This is a genomic window from Gordonia hongkongensis, assembly GCF_023078355.1.
Classification (GTDB): domain Bacteria; phylum Actinomycetota; class Actinomycetes; order Mycobacteriales; family Mycobacteriaceae; genus Gordonia; species Gordonia hongkongensis.
Window position 1 is genome coordinate 546,651 of the sequence record NZ_CP095552.1, and the last position, 18,194, is coordinate 564,844.

Consider the following 18,194-nt stretch of genomic DNA (forward strand, 5'->3'; position numbering starts at 1 on the left):
CAGCTCAGAGGGCATTTTCTTGTCATCGACACCCCGCACCCATCCACGGATCCAGGCTCAGGGAGCGGAGGGGGCCACGGCTTCCGCAAGCTCCGGGCGCTCCTCAGCTCAGGGCGCGGGGGTGGACGGCGTGTAGCGCAACCAGTCGACCGTCATGGTTGCCGGGCTCGGAGTCGTCGACGACGGGGGCCCGGGCCAGATGCCGCCGACCGCGACGTTGAGCAGCGCGTACATCGGCTTGTCGAAGACCCACCGTTCGTCGCCGGTGAGCGAGGAGCGGTTGATCGTGTAGACCGCGTTCCCGTCGATGGTGAAACGGATCTGCGACGACGACTTGGTCACCGCGTAGACGTGGAAGTCGCCCGGATCGATGCCGGTGAGGTCGTGGCCCCGCTCCCAGCGGCCGGCGAGCGGTCCCGGCAGCGGCAGTCCGGGGAGGAGATCGGCGAGCGAGAGATCGAGTGATCCCATCGCGGTGCCCAGCGTCGTCGGGCCGTGCACGCCCACGTGGACCCAGTCGGAGGTGTTGATCGTCTCGGCGATGTCGACCTCGCCGGCCGCCGGGTACCCGACGGAGTCGATGTCGCTCCCCAGCAGCCAGAACGCCGGGTGCAACCCGCGACCCTGCGGCAGGGAGATGCGCGCGGAGATCGTCCCGTAGGTGAACTCGAAGCTGTCCTTGGTGGTGAGCCGGGCCGACGTCCAGCCGCCGGTCGCCGCGCGGCGCGCCTCGATGAGCAGGTTGCCGTTGCCGTCGAGTCGCGAGTTCAGCCGATCGGCGGTGTAGTTCTGCACCTCGTTGTTGCCCCAGCCGCCGGCGCCGGTCTCGTGCTGCAGCGCCGACGGGAGAGTGCCGGCGGCGCCATCGAATTCGAGGCTGAACGGCTCGTCGGCGTGGGCGGCCGCCGGCACGGACAGTGCTGCCGCGGCTGTCAGTGCGGTGACGGCGGCGACGGGCGCGAGGTGCGCTCCCAGTCGGCGGAGGAGTCCTCGAGGTTGAGGTGTGACAGTCATGGAGAACAAGTACCACACGTCACTTCTGTCTCATATGCCTCGTTCGTCACATTCGCCGGTCAGGCGCCTGCGGAGTCCGGGAACGCGGGACGTCCCCAGCGGCCCGCGAACGCGACCTCGGACAGCGGGAGCCGGGTGCGGGGTTTCTCGTCGCGGGCGCGGATCTCCTCGGGAAGGGACGCCGGGTCGGCGAGCGCGCCGACTCCGAGCAGCACCAGCGGTCGTTTGTCGGCGGGGATCCCGAAGATGTCCCGGGCTGCCTCGGCGTCGAAACCGGCCATCGGATGGGCATTGAAGCCGAGGGCCTCGGACTGCAGGATCATCTGCGCCACCGCCAGTCCACAGTCGACGGCCCCGTACGTGTGGGCCTTCGCGTCGTCGGGGTCATCGGTGGTACAGACCAGGATCAGGGCTGCCGAGCGCGGCGCCCACCCCGAGTTCCCCCGGGTCACGACGCCGGCGAGGGCGTCGAACGTCGGGTCGCCGCGCAGTCCCGCGATGAAGCGCACCGGCTGCACCCGGCCCCAGGTGGGAGCCCAGCGCCCGGCGTCGACGATCGTGGTGACGTCGTCGAGCGAGATGGTCGAGGACGGATCGTAGCCGCGGGCGCTGCGGCGGCCCGAGATGAGTTCGTGCATCCGCCCGAGGGTAGTGGCGCGGCGATCGCCGGGCTCGCTGTCAGGAGTCGGTGCGTGCGACGCCGACGGGACCGGTCGCCGGGAGCGAAGCGAGCGGGACCGAATCAGCACCGTCGGGAAGTTGCACCTCGGCGACCTCGGCCTGCGGATCGGTGGGCTCGTCGCGCATCACGAACAGCAGGACCGTGCCGAGTGCAAGGAGCGCGAGACCGCTCGCCAGCGACGCCGCGTGCATGCCGTCGACGAAGGCCTGCTTCGCGGCGGTGGCCAACCCCTCTCCGGCCGAACCCATGTCGGTCGCCCGGTGCAGGGTCTCGCCCAGGGTGTCGCCGAACGACCAACCCCGGTCGCCGTGTCGGAACACGAGGGTGGCCAGCGATCCGAGAAGGGCCAGGCCCATCGCGGTCCCGAGCTCGAAGCTCGTCTCCGAGATGCCCGACGCGGCGCCCGACCGCTCCGGCGGCACCGAGCCGACGACCACGACCGACACCAGGCTGAACTGGATGCCGTAGCCGACGCCCGCGATCGTCGTGCACAGCACGTACACCCAGACCGGGGTCGAGGTGCCGAGGCTCAGCATGCCGAGATTGCCTGCGGCGGCCAGGCCGACAGAACCCACGAAGGCCAGCCGGGTGCCCAGGAACGCGGCGACCCGGGTCGCGCCGATGGAGAACACCGCCACCGCGACGGCCATCGGGAGGCCGGCGATGGCCGCGGCCAGGACATCGTGGCCCATGACCGACTGGAGGTAGACGCCGGTCAGGTACGACATGCCGCCGAGGGCCATCATGCCGATCAGCGCAACGGCGACCGCTCCGCTGAACTGCGCATTGCCGAACAGCTTGAGGTCCAGGAGCGGTGACGTGACCCGGCGCTGGTGCAGCAGGAATGTGACGAGCAGCGCGGCACCCACCACTCCGGCGACCACCACGCCGGTCGTGGCGCCTTCGCTCGCGACCGTCTTGACGGCATAGACGAGCGGGAGGATTCCGGCCATCGAGAGCACGACGCCGACGACATCGAACGGGTCGTTCGTCGCGGCCCGGTACTCGGGGATCAGGCGCGGCCCGAAGACGAACAGTGCGGCGAGCACCGGGACGTTGATGAGGAAGACCACGCCCCACCAGAAGTGGTGCAGCAGAACGCCTCCGATGACCGGACCGACCGCGCTGCCGCCGGCGAACGCCGCGGTCCACACGCCGATCGCGCGCCCGCGCTCGCGGGCGTCGGGGAACATGTTGGCGATGAGCGACAGGCTCGAGGGCAGCAGGGTGGCACCGCCGATGCCCATGAGGGCGCGCGCCGCGATCAGGATCTCGGGCGAGGGTGCGAAAGCAGCGATGACCGACGCGATGCCGAACAGGGCGGCGCCGGCGAGGAGGATGCGTCGACGGCCGACGCGGTCACCGACATTGCCCATCGTGATGAGCAGCCCGGCGATGAGGAAGCCGTAGATGTCGAGAATCCACAGCTGCTGGGCTGCGGACGGCGCGAGTGCATCGGTGATCGACGGGATGGCGAGGTACAGCACCGAGACGTCCATCGAGACCAGGAACACCGGCAGGGTCAGCACGGCCAGTCCCAGCCACGTTCGCCGGTCGGCGGTACCCGAGGTGGTCGGGCGGAGCCGGTTCGACGGGTCGAGCTGGGCGGACATCATTCCTCCTTCGCGGCAGACGGCAGCTACCTACGCGTACGGTGTACGCGGGTCAGCGTACGGGGATGAGTACGCTGTACGCAATCGAATTATTCCCGCCCTGAGCAGGAGGAACGAGAACGTGACGGCCGACACCTCAAAACTGTCGACGGCGACGATCGTCGATGCCGCCATCGCCGTGGCCGACGATGCCGGGATCGGCTCGCTGTCGATGCGGCGGGTCGCCGAGAAGCTCGGGGTCGGGGCCATGTCGTTGTATCGCCACGTCGAGGACAAGGACGCGCTGCTGCAGGCGATGTCGACCGAGGTCGGCCGGCGGTTCCCGTACCCGGTGGACACCCAGCCCGGGTGGCGTGCCCGGGTCACCGTCGCCGTCGACGTCGACTGGGACCTCTACACCCGGCATCCGTGGGTGGTCCTGGCCTACTCGTCGCCCCGACACAGTTACGGCGAGGATTCCCTGGCGTGCCTCGACTGGCTGGCGGCCGGATTCCTCGAGCTCGGCGTCGGCATCGAACGCGCCACCGACATGGCGCTGTCGGTCTGGAGCTTCGTCCACGGCGTCGCCCTTGTCGCGGTGAGCGATCAGTTGCTCCACGACGACGCCCTGCTGCCGTCCGCGGGACTGGCCGAGGTGATCTCGGGGGAGTCCGAGGTCGAAGTCCCGTCGCATCTCGCCCGCCTAGCCGGCCGCCGCGATGCCGGCCGGCTGCTCGATCCCCGTGCGCGCCTCGACGCCGGAATCGATTACCTCTGCCTGGGATTCGCGGCGTCGGCGGTGTGACAACCTTCGGCTCCCTGAGAGGCGAGCGAAGAGGGTTTTTCTGCTCCCTGAGGTGCGAGCGTAGCGGGTCGTCTCCTGCTCCCTGAGGTGCGAGCGTAGCGGGTCGTCTCCTGCTCCCTGAGGTGCGAGCGTAGCGAGCCTCGAAGGGTCTCGCACGGCATCTCACCAGGCCCTTCGAGGCTCGTCGCTATCGCTCCTCGCACCTCAGGGAGCAGAGGGGGTCCGCTCGTCGCGCTTTGGGGTAGAGGGGTCGCGCTCCTCGGGGAGCAGGGCAAGCGGTTGTCACATGGCGTGGGGGAACACGGTGAGCATGTGCGCGCCGAACCACGAGCTGCCGACCACGATCGGCACGACGATCAGTCCCGCGACCACCGGCCGCATCCGCGCCAGCGCCATCGCCAGCGGGATCAGCAGGACGAAGGCGGGCAGCAGCAACCGGGGCCGGCTCATCATCAGTCCGCTCGACAGCACGATCTGCGCGACCAGCAGCGAACCGTAGAGCAGGACTGGCCACGGCACCCGTGACCAGACGGCGACGCCCAGCATCACCAGCGTGCTCAGCACGATCCACGACGTGGCCACGGGGGCGATCTCGGCCGAATGGACGAGCATTTCGTTGATGAACTCGAAAGCGGCCACGCCCCAGTCGAACTGGGTGTCCCAGCCCTCGGTCTGGATGCGGAACCACCCGGTCGGCGACCCGGTGTGCGCCCACACCACGCAGAGATAGGCGAGGTAACCGAGCGGGCTGATGACGATGGCGACGACCGCGCGAACGCGTGCCGCTCTCGGGACGTCGGTGCCGCGCGCCTGCCACAGGAACACGAGGGCGGCGAGCATCACGACCCCGATCAGGACCGCCGCCGTCGGCCGGCACAGCCCGCAGAGCCCCGCGACGACGCCGGCGAGGAGCCAGCGCTTCTCGAGGACCCCCACCAGCGCCCACACCGCGAGCGCGCAGAACAGCGCCTCGGTGTAGGCCATGTTCAGCACGATCGACATCGGCGTCGCCGCGAAGAGCACCACCAGGAACAGTCCGGTTCCGCGTTCGGGTGCCGGGCCGATCGGGGACCGTCGTGCCATGAGTCGGGCGCACACCATTCCGAGACGTGCTGCACCGATCGCCGCCACGCATCCCAGGATCAGGTTCACCGTGATCGCCGCACCGAAGGGACTCAGGCCCGGCAGCTTCGCGATCAAGCCCACCAGGTACGGGTAACCGGGAAAGAAGGCGTACGCGGTGTCGACGGTGTGCAGACCCCGGGCGTCGGTGAGCGTGTAGGGCACGCCGTCGTAGCCGTGGGTCGCGATCGCGATCATCCACTGCCCGTCCCAGACCGCCAGGGAGTCGCCCAGCGTGGTGCCGCGGAGATCGGCGAAGCGGGCCAGGACGAGGATGCCGACGGCCCGGATGACGAGGAAGACGAGGAGAGCGTCGAGCCACCAGCGATGACCACGGACCGCGGCGGGCGACGAACCGAGCGGACCGAAATAGCCGCGGGTCATCGACGCCAGTCGACGGCCGTAGCTGTTCGTACCGACGGGACCGGTTCCGGTGTCACCGACGTCGGTTGGGGAGGCCACGCGAGCGATCCTAGGGCGGATCACCTCGGTCCGGTCCCGTCGGGTGGGGCGGAGACCAGGTCAGAGCGGTCGCGGCGGTCCCGGTAAGGTTGTCCCGGCAAGTTGACGTCTATCGACCGGCACACTGGCCGGCGGGAGGTAACTCGACGTGGCCCTCGTGGTGCAGAAGTACGGCGGATCCTCGGTCGCAACGGCCGAACGCATCCGTCGCGTCGCCGAGCGGATCGTCGAGACCAAGAAGCAGGGCAACGACGTCGTCGTGGTCGTGTCGGCGATGGGCGACACCACCGATGAGCTCCTCGACCTCGCCCAGCAGGTCAACCCGGCGCCGCCGGCCCGTGAGATGGACATGCTGCTGACCTCGGGTGAGCGGATCTCCAACTCGCTCGTCGCGATGGCGATCAGCTCGATGGGCGCGCAGGCGCAGTCGTTCACCGGATCGCAGGCCGGTGTCATCACGACGAGCAGCCACGGCAAGGCCAAGATCATCGACGTCACGCCCGGGCGCGTTCGCAGCGCACTCGACGAGGGCAAGATCGTGCTGGTCGCCGGCTTCCAGGGCGTCTCGCAGGACACCAAGGACGTGACCACACTGGGACGCGGCGGCTCCGACACCACCGCGGTCGCGCTGGCGGCCGCGCTCGAAGCCGACGTCTGCGAGATCTACACCGACGTCGACGGCGTCTACTCGGCCGATCCGCGGATCGTGCCCGACGCCCGCCGTCTCGACACCGTCTGCTTCGAGGAGATGCTCGAGCTGGCTGCCTGTGGCGCCAAGGTGCTGATGCTGCGGTGCGTCGAATACGCGCGCCGATACAACGTTCCCGTTCACGTGCGCTCGTCGTACTCGACCAAACCCGGCACCATTGTGACCGGATCGATGGAGGACATCCCCGTGGAAGAAGCCATTCTCACCGGCGTCGCACATGACCGCAGCGAGGCCAAGATCACCGTCGTCGGCCTCGACGACAAGCCCGGTTACGCCGCGCGGGTGTTCCGCGCCGTGGCCGACGCCGAGATCAACATCGACATGGTGTTGCAGAACGTCTCGAAGGTCGACACCGGCAAGACCGACATCACCTTCACCCTGCCGCGCGAGCTCGGGCCGCTCGGCGTCGAGAAGCTCACCAAGCTGCAGACCGAGATCGGGTTCACCGATCTGCTCTACGACGATCACATCGGCAAGGTGTCGCTCGTGGGCGCGGGCATGAAGTCGCACCCCGGCGTCACGGCCACCTTCTGTGAGGCCCTCAGCGACGCCGGCGTGAACATCGAGCTGATCTCCACCTCGGAGATCCGGATCTCGGTGCTGTGCCGGGACACCGAACTCGACGACGCGGTGCGCGCTCTGCACGCCGCCTTCGATCTCGGCGGCGAAGAAGAAGCCGTCGTCTACGCCGGAACGGGGCGATAGCAGTGGGCGTACGTATCGGAGTCGTGGGCGCGACCGGTCAGGTCGGCGCCGTCATGCGAACCCTGTTGGCGGAGCGCAACTTCCCGGCCGACGAGGTGCGCTTCTTCGCGTCCTCGCGCTCGGCGGGCAAGAAGCTGCCGTGGGGCGACGGCGAGATCGTCGTCGAGGACACGGCCACCGCCGACCCGTCCGGACTCGACATCGCGCTGTTCTCGGCGGGTGCCACCATGTCGCGCGAACAGGCGCCGCGGTTCGCCGAGGCCGGCGTGACCGTCATCGACAACTCGTCGGCCTGGCGCAAGGATCCCGATGTGCCGCTGGTGGTCTCGGAGGTCAACGGCGAACTGGCCAAGAACCCGCCCAAGGGCATCATCGCCAACCCGAACTGCACCACGATGGCCGCCATGCCGGTCCTCAAGCCGCTCCACGATGAGGCGGGCCTGCAGCGACTGATCATCTCGAGCTACCAGGCGGTCTCGGGTAGCGGTCTGGCCGGTGTCGACGAATTGGCCACCCAGGTGCGTGCGGTCGCCGGCGACGCGGAGAAGCTCGTGCACGACGGTTCCGCCGTGGACTTCCCCGCCCCGAACAAATACGTCGCGCCGATCGCGTTCAACGTCGTGGCGCTCGCCGGTTCGCTCGTCGACGACGGTTCGGGTGAGACCGACGAGGACCAGAAGCTGCGCAACGAGTCGCGCAAGATCCTCGGGCTGCCCGGATTGCTCGTGAGCGGAACCTGCGTACGCGTGCCGGTGTTCACCGGCCACTCGCTGTCGATCAACGCGGAGTTCGCGAACCCGCTGTCGGCGGCACGTGCACAGGAGATCCTCGGTGGCGCAGCGGGTGTGGAGCTCGCGGACGTGCCGACGCCACTGGCCGCCGCCGGCAAGGATGCCTCGCTGGTCGGCCGGATCCGGCAGGACCCGGGTGTTCCGGACGGCCGCGGTCTCGCGCTGTTCGTCTCAGGGGACAACCTCCGGAAGGGCGCTGCCCTCAACACGATTCAGATCGCCGAGCTGCTCGTCTAGAGCACCTCAGGTGGCGGGGGCGATACAGCAGCCGCCGCTTCGGTGATGATCGCGCGCATCGACGCCTCCGCGACCTCCGGGTCGCGGAGGCGTATTGCTCTGGCGACGTCGTCGTGCAGTGCGATGGCCACCGGATTCGGTGTCGCGGGCATCATTCCGTGGTGGGTGCGGCCGGCGAGGACCTCGTTCACCACCCCGGTGAGCGACCGGAACATCTCGTTGCCGCTGGCCTCCAAGAGCGTTCGATGAAAGACCTTGTCGGCCAGCAGGTACGACTCGAGGTCGCCGTTGCGCCCGTGTACCGACATGTCCGACACGGCTGCCGCCAGGATGCGGCACTGGTGCTCGTTCGCGCGCTCGGCGGCGAGGGCCGCCGCCACCGGCTCGAAGCCGCGTCGTAGCTCCGAGAGGGTGGCGAGGAACTCGGCGCGGTCGGCGCCGTCGAGGCGCCAGCGGATCAGCCGGGCGTCGAACACGCTCCATCGGGTCCGCGGCTGGATCGTGATGCCGACGCGGCGCCGGGATTCGACGAGGCCCATCGACTCGAGAACCCGGATCACCTCGCGGGATACCGTCCGCGACACCCCGTGGTCGGCGCTGATGGCGTCGAGGGTCAGCACGCTGCCGGCCGGCTGCGCTCCCGAGACGATGCGTCGGCCGATGGCCGCGAGGATCTCGTCGTGCCGCTCGCCTGTGCTCCGTGTGCCCTGACTCACCGTTTCATCTTCTCATTCATCGAGGTACGGACAAATGTGCGTACTTAATGGTCGCGAGGGCTTGCAAAAGTATTACTATTGAGGCAGCCTACGTGATCAGCAGCACAGCGTGGTGAGGAGTGAACATGCGATCGCCGATCGTCGTCATGGGGGTGTCGGGGTCCGGGAAGTCGACCGTCGGGGCGGCGTTGGCACAGCGCCTGCGGGTGCCGTTCGCCGACGCCGACGACTTCCACCCCGCCGAGAACATCGCCAAGATGTCGGCGGGAGAACCGCTCGACGACGACGACCGCCGACCCTGGCTCGAGTCGATCGGCGTCTGGCTCGCCGAACACGCCGACGGCGGTGTCATGAGCTGCTCCGCGCTCAAACGGCATTACCGCGACCTTCTTCGTGATCACGCACCGACGACGCTGTTCGCGCATCTGGCCGGGTCGGTCGAGGTCATCTCGCGACGGCAGGCATCACGCCCGGGGCATTTCATGCCACCGGCCCTGCTCGCCTCGCAGTTCGAGACCCTTGAACAGCTGACCCCCGACGAACGCGGCCTGACCGTCGACGTGGACCAGAGCGTGGACGCCATCATCGACGAACTGGTCGAGGCCCTCTCGAACAGTTCCGATCTCGACGCCGAGGAGAACTGATGTCGCCGACCACCACGATTCTCGCCGCGAGCACAGATCTGCCGCAGCCGGTCGCGCCCGGCTGGCAACTCATCGTCGCGGCGCTGGCGGGTATCGCCGTCATCGTCGTGGCGATCACGATCGCCAAGGTCCATCCCTTCCTCGCGTTGGTGGGCGGCGGCGCGACCGTCGGCATCGTCGCGGGTGAGTCGATCCCGACGGTCCTCGAGTCGTTCACCGCCGGATTCGGCACCACCGCAGCGGGAGTCGGCATCCTGATCGCACTCGGCGCCATGTTCGCCAAGCTGCTGGCCGACTCCGGTGGTGCCGACGAGATCGTGGACACGATCGTCGGTCACGCCTCACCGCGGATGCTGCCGTGGGCGATGGCGCTCGTCGGCGCCATCATCGGTCTGCCGATGTTCTTCGAGATCGGTCTCGTTCTCTTGATGCCGGTGATCTACCTGGTGGCCCGACGCTCGGGTCTCGGCCTGATACCGATCGGCATCCCCGCACTGGCCGGGTTGTCGGCGATGCACGGGTTCGTCCCGCCGCATCCCGGCCCGCTCGTGGCGATCGACGCCCTCGGCGCGGATCTCGGCATGACACTCGGACTCGGTGTGCTGGTTGCCATCCCGACCATCATCGTGTCGGGGCCGCTCTTCGGCGTGCTCGCCGGGCGATGGGTGACGGTCGAGGCCCCGACGACCTTCGACGTCGATCCGTCCGACGGCCCGACCACCAAGCGACCGTCCTTCGCGATCACCATGTTCAGCGTCCTGCTGCCCGTCGTGCTGATGCTCGGCAAGGCACTCGCCGAGATCTTCATCGCCGACGAGGACCAGCCCGTGCGCAAGGTCCTCGACATCCTCGGCACGCCCCTCATCGCGCTGCTCATCGCGGTGATCGTCGCGATGTTCACCCTCGGCCGTGGTTCCGGGATGGACCGCGAGACGATCTCCAAATGCACGGGCGCGGCCCTGCCCGCGATCGCGGGCATCCTGCTGATCGTCTCCGCGGGTGGCGGATTCAAGGAAGTTCTCGTCGACACCGGCATCGGCACCCTGCTCGCCGACTGGGCGACCGGCGCGAACGTCTCGGTGCTCCTGCTGGCCTGGACGCTCGCGGCACTGATCCGCCTGGCGACCGGATCGGCGACCGTTGCCACGATCACCGCGTCGTCGCTGATCTTGGGCCTGGTCGACGGGATGGGTTCGGGAGAACTCTCGCTGGTCGTCCTGGCGATCGGTGCCGGGTCGGTGTTCCTGTCCCACGTCAACGACGCCGGTTTCTGGCTGGTCAAGGAGTACTTCGGGATGACCGTCGGACAGACCTTCAAGACCTGGTCGATGATGGAGACGGTCCTCTCGGTGACCGGATTGATCGTGGTACTCGCACTCGGCTTGGTCATCTGAGCCGGCCCTCTGTGCGGTAGTTTGACCACTCATGACACGGAAGATGCGGGTCCGGGCGGCGGTGGTCACCGGGGTTCTGGCGTTGGCGGCGACGCTCGCGTACCCCGCAGCGGCACAACCCGATTCGCCGAGCACCGGACTCGGACCGAGCGACACCTCGCTCATGCACGGCGACCTCGCCTCCACGGACTCCACGGCGCATCGAGGCCCCGGCCGCGGGGCTCGACTGGCCGGCTCCTCGATACCGGGCGGCGCCTGCGCGGCAACGTTCGTGGGACGCGACGGGATGCCCGTCGCGTTGTGTACGCAATTCGTCGGATCGTCGCCCCCGGCATTCGCGGTGCCGTCGGTCGTCCTCTTCGATCCCCGGACCGCGCAACCACTGGCGTCGACGCAGCTGACGAAGGGCGGACTGCTCGGCGGCGTGTACGGCTATCTCGACGACCGCGACCGGGTGGTCGTCGCCGACGGGTCCGGGTCGATTCTCCGTGTCGCGCATGCGAAGACGGCCAGCGGCTGGCGAGTGTTCGTCGACGATCGGGTCGACGTCGACCACGCGATACCGGCGGGTGACGCGATCACCGGCCTGGCGCCCGGCTTCGACGGCCGCGTGTGGTTCGCGACGACGCGCGGGGTGGTCGGGACAGTCGACCGGCACGGCGCTGTGCGGTCCACCCGGCTGCCCGCGGGAGAGGAACTCGGCAACGGCCTGTCGATCCGGCGGACGGGGGCGTCGATCCTGACGACGCACGCGCTCTACGAGATGCGTGCCGATCCGGGTGCGGCACCGGAGGTCGTCTGGCGTCGCGCCTATGACCGGGGGTCGGCACGCAAACCCGGACAGCTCACCTGGGGTTCGGGGACGACGCCGACGTACTTCGGTCCCGGTGGCGATGGTTGGGTCGCCATCGTCGACAACGCGGAACCGCCGGATCTCCGCGTGCTGCGCAGCGATGACGGCTCCGAGGTCTGCCGCATGCGGGCCTTTTCGACGTCCGGGCCGGGCACCGAGAACTCGCCGATGGCCTGGGGCAACTCGCTGGTCATCCCGAGCACCTACGGCTACCAGTACCCGCCGATGGCGGTGCAGGGGCCGTCGGACCCGGCCGATGCACCGTTCGTCGGCGGCGCCACCCGCATCGATGTCGGGGAAGGCGGCTGTCGTCGCGTGTGGGAGAACGGCGACCGGATCGCGACACTCCCCAAGTTGTCTCGCGCGGACGGTCTGATCCACGCGATCGGGTATGGCCCGATCCGGCCGAACCTCCCACAGCAGATCGGTGAAGTCGACTATGTGGCAACCGACTTCGCGACCGGCCGGCGGGTGGCGACGGTGCCGGTCGGGACGGCGCCGTTCGACGAACCACTCGAGCTGACCGGGACGATCACGGCCGACGGATCGCTGTGGCAGGCAACTCTCAGCCGCGTGCTCAAGGTGACGCCGGGCCGCTAGGAGCCTGCTGAATTAGGGTCCAGCCTGGGTTGAGGTTCCTGCTGCGGGGATGTGTCGGTTCCGGGGTGTGGTCGTGGTGATCGATCTAGGTGGGGCGGCGGTGCCGCGGTTCAGGCGGTGGCCAGTGTCCAGGTGCCGTTGGTGATAGTCAGTCCGAGGGTGATCAGGCGGCGTAGGTTGATCGCGGCGGCGCGGTGGTGCAGCCAGTTGTTGTTGCGTTCGATTCCACGGTAGGGCACCCGCCGGTTACCGCGGGTGAGCCAGGCAATCGTCCGTTCGACCATGGGTCGATGCTGGCGGTAGGTGTCGGCAATAGTCTTGTCAGAGAAGTGTTGTCGGTGTTCGCGCTGGAGTTGGTGGTGTTCGCCGAATCTGATTTTGCGTCCACGAACCGCGGTGGTGCACCGTGCCCGAAGTGGGCAGTCGTGGCAGGCCGCACCGTAGGTGACGTGGCCTTTCGCGCTGACCGGTCGGGTCAGGTTGTTGGGGCAGGTCAATGTGTTCGCGTCGGCGTCGAAGGTGAAATCGTCGATGACGAAACCACCAGCAACCGCCGGCATGTGTGGCTTGGGTTTGATCACCGCGTTCCATCGTGTCCGCGCCAGCGTGGCCAGCATGTCACCGGAGGCATACGCTGAATCACCCAGCACCTCACGATCGTCGGCGTCGTCGGCGACGGTCGGATCGCTCAGCAACAACCGTGCCCCGACTGCTCCGTCGGAAGTGTCCGGACCAGCGGCTTTGGTCATCTCGATCGCGGTGACCAACCCGGTCTCCGGTTCATTGACGATGTGGCCCTTGAACCCGTCCTGCTGGCGTGCCCGGGTTTTGTGGGCGTGGCGGGTGTCGGTATCGACGGTGGAGATCACCCGGTCCGGGGCGGTCCGGGGCGCGATGCGCCAGCGTCCGTCGGTGCCATCAGAACCTGGTGCCGGTTCCACATCCTGGCCGGTCACCAATGCCAGCAATGCCACCGCCTGCGCCTGGGCCTGGTTACTCGGTTCCTTGTCGATGGCCTCGAGGTCCAGACCGTCGAGCACGGCCAACCCATCTTCGACAAGGGCGCTGATCAGGTCCTGTTGAGCACACTCATCATCCCAGGCGATCCGCGGCTTGCCGGGCCGGTCATAGCCGCCGCCGGTCAACGCGGCCAGACGAGTCGCGCGCTGCTCGACCACCACCGCACCACCGTCGACCTCTCGGGCGACCCGCCGGATCGCCGCGATCACCTGGGTGATGGCGTCCTGGCGGGCCACCGCGTCATCGAAGATCGTCGAATCCAGCGCTCGACGACTCTTACCGGCGAGCACCCCGGTGGTGGTGATGACCTCGCGTACCACCTCGAAAATGCGGTGCGGCCGGTCGCTGGCTGCCAGTCGCCGACGCCAGTACGTCAGAGTCGACGGATGAAAACCTTTGTTACCCAACACGAATCCACACGCCGCTTTCCACCGCAGATCAAAAGTGACCGCATCAGCGGCTTCGCGATCGGACAAACCCTGCAGCGTTTGCAGCACGATCACCGACGCCATCGTGGCCGGCGGGATCGACGGACGGCCCCGGCCGCTGGGAAACAGGTCCGCGAACATCTCCGCAGGAAACAACTGCTCGCGATGAGCAGCCAAAAACGCGAACACACTGCCCTCGGCCAGCAAATGCCCGACGACCGAGTTCACATCCAGAAACTCACCCTGACGATCCGGCTCACCCTGCATACCCACCAGGATCCCAGCCCACCAGGCAAACCCGCTCACCCCACACCGAAACGACACCGACTATTTCAGCAGTCTCCTAGGCCGTCGATCGGCGACACCCCTGTGGCCCTCTGCGAGGCGTCGCGCGCCCGGAAGCGACACCAGTCACCTGACTCAAGTTACTGTGCGGTAGGTTACACAGCCATGAACTGGAAGTCGGGGAGAACCATGACCCATCGCAGGACATCGAGACGGACGCTCGGGATCGCCGCGCTGGTGGCAGCGTGCGTCGCGTCGCTGGCCCCCGCAGCGGTCGGTACTGCAGCGGCGGCGGATTTCTACACCCCGCCGGCCCGGTTCGCGTCCGAGCCGGGATCGGTGATCCGCAGTCAGCCGAGTCCGCTGCTGCTCCAGATCCCCGGCATGGCGGGTCAGTGGCCGGGGACCGCCCGCAAGGTCATGTACACCTCGCGTTACCAGGACGGAAAACCCGCCGCGGTCACCGGAACCGTCATCGAACCCACCGCGCCATGGCGCGGCAAGGGACCGCGACCGACCGTCGTCGTCGGCTCCGGGACCATCGGTCAGGGCGACCAGTGTGCGCCATCGAAGCTGATGACCATTCCGTTCGCGGTGGATCTGATGAAGCCGGGCATCTCGGTGAACTACACCGCCCCGGAGATGTACTACATGCTGGTCAACGGCGTACGGGTGTTCCTCACCGATTACATCGGGATGGGCACGCCCGGTGTCCACACCTACGTCAACCGCGCGGAGACCGGTCAGGCGATGCTCGACGGCGCCCGGGCCGCACTCGCGATCTCGGGCGCCCCGAAGGACGCCCCCGTAGGTTTCGCCGGTTACTCGCAGGGCGGCGGCGCAGCCGCGTCGGCCGCGGAACTCGCCGAGACCTACGCACCGGAACTCGACGTGCGCGCGACCTACGCCGGCGCGCCCCCGGCCGACCTCGAGAAGGTCATCCCCGCGATCGACGGCACCACCATCGCGGGGGCGATCGGCTTCGCTGTCAACGGGCTGACCGAGCGGTATCCGAACGTCGCCGAAGTGGTGCGACGAGAGACCAACCCCACCGGCAAAGCCGCGCTGAAACAGCTCTCGACCAGCTGCATCGGGGACATCATCCCGGCCTTCGGTTTCCGCCGCGTCGAGACATGGACCCGAACCGGCGAGACACTGTCGTCCCTCATCGCACGATCCCCCGGACTGCAAGAGGCTGTCCGCCAGCAGCGGATCGGTCGCCTGAAGCCGAACGCGCCCGTCTTCGTCGAAGGCGGACTGCACGACGACGTGATCCCGTACGGCCAGGTCGCGCAACTCGTGGCGGACTGGCGCGCCCAGGGCGCCGACGTCACCTTCGTCACCGACCCCACCCCGCCCATCTTGACGAAGTCGATCGTGAACCATGTCGTCCCCATGCTCGGCACATTCGTCCCCGGGATGGAGTTCGTCCTCGCCGAGTTCCGGAAGTGAGCCGCTCGCGGCCGAACCTCCTCGACGCTGGAGGCCCGCCGGGGTGAGTGGCAGGATCGGGACATGACGGATCCGAAGGACCCGGCCGGGGGCGCGTCCGGCGATTCTGCCGCGGATGACCCCGATCGCGTCCCGAGCCAGGCCGAGCTGGACGCCGAGGATCTGGCGGCCATCGAGCGGTCCTCGCGCGATCGGGACCAGTCCGCGCTCTATCCGACGCGGCCGGGCGATGCGGGACCGCCGCCGGAGGCGCTGGCGGTGCACGCACGCATCGTGTGGTGGGGCGCGGCCGTGATCGGTCTCGTGCTGACGATCTACGGCTTCTTCAACCTCGGCACCATCACCGACGATCTGCGCAACCGACTGCTCGAAGGCGTGGTCTCGGACCCGGCGAACTCTGCACCCGAGAGTGAGGTCGAGACCCTCGCCGGCTTCTTCCCGCCGTTCATGCTGGTGATGATCGTCGTCGTGCTCGCCATCGAGTACGCGTGCCTGGTGACCGCTGCGTCGCAACACAGCCGCCATCTCCGCAACTTCTTCCTGGCCGCCGTCGTCGTGCATCTGCTGTGTATCCCCGTCGGCGTCGACCTGCTGTTCCGATACCCGGACGTGTCGTCCGTCATGGTCGTCCTGAGCTACCTCCAGTTCGGTCTCCTGGTGGTCGCCGCCCTCTGCACCCTCCGGCGACCGGTCAACCAGTGGCTGCCGGAGTCGACCCGGATGAAGCCCACGCGGATGATGCGCGGACGGTGAACCGGACTCCGACGCCGGTGTCGTGACCATCACGTCGCCGTCGCCGGTGTCGTCGGAATGTTCCGCGAGCGGGGTGGGTTGAACCGACCGTTGGCCCGGACCCGCACTGAGCATCCAGGAGGAATTCGAATGGCAATCGAACCGGTGTACACCATCTCGTCCAAGGCGTCCGGCGGCGGACGCGACGGCGAAGTCGTCTCGGCGAGCGGCCAGATCGATCTGGACCTGCGGCCGCCGAAGGAACTGGGTGGCAGCGGTGAGGGGACCAATCCCGAGGAATTGTTCTCGGCGGGTTACGCGGCCTGCTTCCTGAGCGCGCTGCGCGCCACCGCCAAGCAGGCCGACACCCCGGTGCCCGACGGGGCGACCGTGGACGTGGCCGTGGGGATCGGAAAAGACCCGGCGGACAACGGGTTCGGTCTCACCGTCGCCATCGAGGTCTCGCTGCCCGGCCTCGACGAGGCCAAGGCCAAGGAACTCGCCGACCTCGCCTACACATTCTGTCCGTACTCGAAGGCGACCAAGGGCAACATCGACTCGTCGGTCACCGTACGCGTCTGATCGTTGAGCCGTGCGGGGTGTCGGTGTCGGCGCCCTTCGTGGCTCGTCGCTATCGCTCCTCGCACCTCAGGGAGCAGAGGTAATCCATAGGACAAGAAGGGAGTTCTTGATCATGACCAACCCGATCACCAGCACGCTCACCGACGAGCAGCAGTCCGTCGCCGGAAAGGCGTTGCAGGACACCCTCGTCGACCTCATCGACCTGTCGCTCATCGCGAAGCAGGCGCACTGGAACGTCGTCGGCAAGCAGTTCCGGTCGGTGCATCTCGACCTCGATGAACTGGTCACGGTGTCCAGGGAATTCACCGACGCGGCCGCCGAGCGGGCCACCGCGATCGGCGTGAGCCCGGACGGCCGTGCCGAGACCGTCGCCAAGACCGCCCACACCAAGGGATTCGGTGAGGGTTGGACCAAGGACAGCGACGTCGTCGAGTCGATCGTCGACAATCTCAAGGCAGTGGTCGCGGGTCTCCGCGAGCGAATCGGGGTCACCGAGGAGGCCGATCCGGTCACTCAGGACCTGCTGATCTCGTTCGCGTCGAAACTCGAGCAGCTGCACTGGATGTGGCAGGCGCAGATCGCGTGAGCGAGTACGCCTGACCCTCTCACAGCAACGAACCCCCGTCGACTCGCGACGGGGGTTCGTTGTGTCCGGGGGCCTGTTCAGTCGACGGACCGAGCAGATCCGGGGATGCCGGGATCGGGGGCGTCGACGGCGGGATCGGCGTCATCGTCGGCATAGGAGTCGCTGAAGGAGACCCGAGGCGTGGTCGCCGAGTGGTACAGCGCGATGCCGACGTACACCAGGGCGGCCACCGCGAACACCGCGGACACGAGGATCGCCGCGATGTGTGCGACGGTCGCGAACACCCCGTCGAGCGGTCCGGTCGCGAGCGCTCCCGCACCGGCCAGCGCCGCGCCGAGCAGAGCCCACGCGGCACTCCGTATCCACGGGGCCACCACCGAGACGTAGAAGAGCCGTTGATAGATGGTCAGCGAGAACTCGTCGACCGCGGCCAGCCGGACCTCGTCGCCGCCGGCGAGGTCACGCAGTTCGCGCGCCAGCTGGGTCTGACGCTGCAGACTCGTCGATTCCCGCTCGCGGTACCGCACGAACCCGATGACGCCGAGCGCCGTCGCCACGAGCCCCAACCCGACCATCACACCCCAGTAATCCACGACGTTCACGCTACAACTAGAACCTGTTGCAGTCGTGAAGCGGGTCACACGCCCTGGGCGGCGGTCGGCAGATCCCGGTGGACCCGACGAGGACGCAACCGGGGGAACGTGGCGCAGATTGATCACCGATCCATCGGCGGAACTGCCGACGGGCTGGAAGAATTCTCCCTCGGAGGACTTCGTTTTCGGC

At 68.1% G+C, this 18,194-nt stretch carries 17 protein-coding genes; 10 read left to right on the plus strand and 7 right to left on the minus strand.

Translation table 11 applies throughout. From position 1 onward, the window contains the following. Positions 1-108: 108 nt before the first annotated feature. The 3 genes from MVF96_RS02410 to MVF96_RS02420 are packed head-to-tail and all read right to left on the minus strand — an operon-like array spanning position 109 to position 3,309. The gene (locus tag MVF96_RS02410; protein WP_247451088.1) at positions 109-1,014 is read right to left on the minus strand and encodes a glycoside hydrolase family 16 protein; all 906 of its coding nucleotides are present in this window, start codon (positions 1,012-1,014) and stop codon (positions 109-111) included. 59 nt (positions 1,015-1,073) lie between these two features. Next, the gene (locus MVF96_RS02415; RefSeq protein ID WP_247451090.1) at positions 1,074-1,652 is read right to left on the minus strand and encodes a nitroreductase family protein; all 579 of its coding nucleotides are present in this window, start codon (positions 1,650-1,652) and stop codon (positions 1,074-1,076) included. A 40-nt stretch (positions 1,653-1,692) separates the two neighbouring features. Next, positions 1,693-3,309 carry an MFS transporter gene (locus MVF96_RS02420; RefSeq protein WP_247452042.1) on the minus strand — a complete coding sequence of 539 codons (1,617 nt, stop codon included), beginning with the start codon at positions 3,307-3,309 and terminating at the stop codon, positions 1,693-1,695. A 121-nt stretch (positions 3,310-3,430) separates the two neighbouring features. Here MVF96_RS02420 and MVF96_RS02425 point away from each other — a divergent pair, with 121 nt between their 5' ends. Next, entirely contained in the window at positions 3,431-4,093 is a 663-nt protein-coding gene (locus MVF96_RS02425) for a TetR/AcrR family transcriptional regulator (RefSeq protein ID WP_211538697.1), read from the plus strand. A 282-nt stretch (positions 4,094-4,375) separates the two neighbouring features. Here MVF96_RS02425 and MVF96_RS02430 read toward each other — a convergent pair whose 3' ends face one another. Next, positions 4,376-5,677, minus strand: coding sequence for a mannosyltransferase family protein (locus tag MVF96_RS02430; protein WP_137808658.1), 1,302 nt, complete (start codon positions 5,675-5,677; stop codon positions 4,376-4,378). Positions 5,678-5,825: 148 nt separating this feature from the next. Between MVF96_RS02430 and MVF96_RS02435 the strand changes: the two genes are divergently transcribed. After that, entirely contained in the window at positions 5,826-7,091 is a 1,266-nt protein-coding gene (locus MVF96_RS02435) for an aspartate kinase (protein ID WP_247451092.1), read from the plus strand. 2 nt (positions 7,092-7,093) lie between these two features. After that, the gene (locus MVF96_RS02440) at positions 7,094-8,119 is read left to right on the plus strand and encodes an aspartate-semialdehyde dehydrogenase (RefSeq protein WP_247451094.1); all 1,026 of its coding nucleotides are present in this window, start codon (positions 7,094-7,096) and stop codon (positions 8,117-8,119) included. On the opposite strand, the gene MVF96_RS02445 is transcribed toward MVF96_RS02440, so the two are convergent. Next, entirely contained in the window at positions 8,116-8,835 is a 720-nt protein-coding gene (locus tag MVF96_RS02445; RefSeq protein ID WP_137808656.1) for a FadR/GntR family transcriptional regulator, read from the minus strand. The genes MVF96_RS02440 and MVF96_RS02445 overlap by 4 nt on opposite strands. 125 nt (positions 8,836-8,960) lie before the next feature. Between MVF96_RS02445 and MVF96_RS02450 the strand changes: the two genes are divergently transcribed. From MVF96_RS02450 to MVF96_RS02460, 3 genes are read left to right on the plus strand one after another with little or no spacing between them, the layout of a single operon-like run. Further along, complete coding sequence (locus tag MVF96_RS02450; RefSeq protein ID WP_137808655.1) at positions 8,961-9,479, plus strand: gluconokinase; 519 nt, start codon at positions 8,961-8,963, stop codon at positions 9,477-9,479. Further along, the gene (locus MVF96_RS02455) at positions 9,479-10,873 is read left to right on the plus strand and encodes a GntP family permease (protein WP_068969847.1); all 1,395 of its coding nucleotides are present in this window, start codon (positions 9,479-9,481) and stop codon (positions 10,871-10,873) included. The genes MVF96_RS02450 and MVF96_RS02455 overlap by 1 nt, the downstream gene beginning before the upstream one ends. Before the next feature lie 43 nt (positions 10,874-10,916). Further along, the gene (locus tag MVF96_RS02460; RefSeq protein ID WP_418930434.1) at positions 10,917-12,326 is read left to right on the plus strand and encodes a hypothetical protein; all 1,410 of its coding nucleotides are present in this window, start codon (positions 10,917-10,919) and stop codon (positions 12,324-12,326) included. A 110-nt stretch (positions 12,327-12,436) separates the two neighbouring features. On the opposite strand, the gene MVF96_RS02465 is transcribed toward MVF96_RS02460, so the two are convergent. Continuing rightward, positions 12,437-14,041, minus strand: coding sequence for an IS1182 family transposase (locus MVF96_RS02465; RefSeq protein WP_247452043.1), 1,605 nt, complete (start codon positions 14,039-14,041; stop codon positions 12,437-12,439). A 207-nt stretch (positions 14,042-14,248) separates the two neighbouring features. Between MVF96_RS02465 and MVF96_RS02470 the strand changes: the two genes are divergently transcribed. From MVF96_RS02470 to MVF96_RS02485, 4 genes are all read left to right on the plus strand, one after another. Continuing rightward, positions 14,249-15,511 (plus strand): lipase family protein, encoded by a 1,263-nt coding sequence (locus MVF96_RS02470; RefSeq protein WP_247451098.1) that lies wholly within the window; start codon positions 14,249-14,251, stop codon positions 15,509-15,511. Positions 15,512-15,574: 63 nt separating this feature from the next. Then, complete coding sequence (locus MVF96_RS02475; protein ID WP_058251070.1) at positions 15,575-16,264, plus strand: hypothetical protein; 690 nt, start codon at positions 15,575-15,577, stop codon at positions 16,262-16,264. Positions 16,265-16,393: 129 nt separating this feature from the next. Continuing rightward, positions 16,394-16,825, plus strand: a complete 432-nt coding sequence (locus tag MVF96_RS02480) for an organic hydroperoxide resistance protein (protein ID WP_065630665.1) — start codon at positions 16,394-16,396, stop codon at positions 16,823-16,825. A 112-nt stretch (positions 16,826-16,937) separates the two neighbouring features. Continuing rightward, complete coding sequence (locus MVF96_RS02485; protein WP_068969841.1) at positions 16,938-17,411, plus strand: Dps family protein; 474 nt, start codon at positions 16,938-16,940, stop codon at positions 17,409-17,411. A 77-nt stretch (positions 17,412-17,488) separates the two neighbouring features. On the opposite strand, the gene MVF96_RS02490 is transcribed toward MVF96_RS02485, so the two are convergent. Next, positions 17,489-18,013 carry a hypothetical protein gene (locus MVF96_RS02490; RefSeq protein ID WP_137808653.1) on the minus strand — a complete coding sequence of 175 codons (525 nt, stop codon included), beginning with the start codon at positions 18,011-18,013 and terminating at the stop codon, positions 17,489-17,491. Positions 18,014-18,194 lie beyond the last annotated feature (181 nt).

Bases quoted from the DNA above. Each gene is read 5' to 3' on its own strand.
- MVF96_RS02410 (WP_247451088.1), bottom strand. From the start codon at position 1,014: ATGACTGTCACACCTCAACCTCGAGGACTCCTCCGCCGACTGGGAGCG.
- MVF96_RS02415 (WP_247451090.1), bottom strand. From the start codon at position 1,652: ATGCACGAACTCATCTCGGGCCGCCGCAGCGCCCGCGGCTACGATCCG.
- MVF96_RS02420 (WP_247452042.1), bottom strand. From the start codon at position 3,309: ATGTCCGCCCAGCTCGACCCGTCGAACCGGCTCCGCCCGACCACCTCG.
- MVF96_RS02450 (WP_137808655.1), top strand. From the start codon at position 8,961: ATGCGATCGCCGATCGTCGTCATGGGGGTGTCGGGGTCCGGGAAGTCG.
- MVF96_RS02455 (WP_068969847.1), top strand. From the start codon at position 9,479: ATGTCGCCGACCACCACGATTCTCGCCGCGAGCACAGATCTGCCGCAG.
- MVF96_RS02460 (WP_418930434.1), top strand. From the start codon at position 10,917: ATGCGGGTCCGGGCGGCGGTGGTCACCGGGGTTCTGGCGTTGGCGGCG.
- MVF96_RS02465 (WP_247452043.1), bottom strand. From the start codon at position 14,041: ATGCAGGGTGAGCCGGATCGTCAGGGTGAGTTTCTGGATGTGAACTCG.
- MVF96_RS02470 (WP_247451098.1), top strand. From the start codon at position 14,249: ATGACCCATCGCAGGACATCGAGACGGACGCTCGGGATCGCCGCGCTG.
- MVF96_RS02475 (WP_058251070.1), top strand. From the start codon at position 15,575: ATGACGGATCCGAAGGACCCGGCCGGGGGCGCGTCCGGCGATTCTGCC.
- MVF96_RS02480 (WP_065630665.1), top strand. From the start codon at position 16,394: ATGGCAATCGAACCGGTGTACACCATCTCGTCCAAGGCGTCCGGCGGC.
- MVF96_RS02485 (WP_068969841.1), top strand. From the start codon at position 16,938: ATGACCAACCCGATCACCAGCACGCTCACCGACGAGCAGCAGTCCGTC.